The sequence below is a fragment of the Vibrio sp. Vb0304 genome (assembly GCF_033338995.1).
GTDB lineage: Bacteria > Pseudomonadota > Gammaproteobacteria > Enterobacterales > Vibrionaceae > Vibrio > Vibrio alginolyticus.
On record NZ_JAWOTT010000250.1, the window covers coordinates 1 to 1,168 of the forward strand.

General features: G+C 46.3%; 1 protein-coding gene. It reads right to left on the reverse strand.

Features of this window, described 5'->3' with window-relative positions:
- Nucleotides 1-1,000: AarF/ABC1/UbiB kinase family protein (locus R7P35_RS25405; protein ID WP_318093173.1), on the reverse strand; the 1,000-nt coding region annotated here is incomplete at its 3' end.
- Nucleotides 1,001-1,168 lie beyond the last annotated feature (168 nt).

Here is a 1,168-nt window from a genome sequence, read left to right on the forward strand (position 1 = left end):
TGAGCCCTTGTTCGTCATTGTTCACGACAGATGAAAAGGCTTGGCGATAACCGGAACTAAAACGTTCACTGTATTCGCGGGTTGCGCCAAAATCTAACAGCCCGATTTGTTTACTTTGTTCAAGATAGAGATAGTTTGCGAAGTTTGGATCGGTTTGCACCATTTTGAATTCGAACAGTTCTTTAAACAGCAGTTCCAACAAATTGTGCATTACAAAGTCGCGAGTTTCTTGATCGTAGTTTGCGATTTTCTCTATGGGCGTCCCTTGAATGAACGACATAGCCAGAACGGATTGGGATGAAATTTCCGGGTAGATTTTTGGTACCACAAAATGCGGATGGCCTTGTAGAGCCTCGTGATATCTACAGGCAAACTGAGCTTCTCGCTCATAATTGGCTTCGTCGTGCAGCTGTTTTTTCGCCTCTTCCAACAGTCCTTTATAGTCAACAGACTCAGGGATAAGGCCAACAATTTTCAAAAGCGTACCGACATTATCGACGTCGCTGTCGATGCTCTTTCTGATACCGGGATATTGCACTTTGACTGCCAAATTATCGCCAGCATCGCTGTAGGCTTGGTGAACTTGCCCTATGGATGCACTCGCAATAGGTTTGAAGTTGAAAGCAAGAAACGCGGATTTCCACTGTTCACCAAGTGCATTTACCATCACGCTGTTGAGCTGCTTTGATGGCATTGGATCGGCGTTTGAACGCAATCTGGCTAAAATCTCGGCCAACTCGGGTTCAAGAATATCTCCGGCATCCATCGACAGCATTTGACCAAGTTTCATCGCTGCGCCGCGTAAGTGCGCCAGTTGATCGGTCAGCCGTGCAATATTTTGAGGGGTGAGCAAAAGGTCTTTCGCTTTCGGTCGGTTGCCTTTGGCGATTTGCTTGGTGCCTTCAGCAATAACATTGCCCGCGACTCTTGTTGCAAGCGAGGCAAATTTGCTGAATCTAGAAATACGGTGTGTTGGTAGGTTTCTTTCCTTTCCCGACATAACTCTCTCCTATTGCTCATGGTTTGTTATACGGGAAATTGAAGCCTTTGGATACAAAGTTGCGAACACCGCAGGCAGGACCCGCGGTGATTTAGGAGATTGGATGAAAGTTGCTATTGAGAGCGTTAGCAAAAGTGAGAGGGTTAGCAACAGGAACTCTTAGCTGAG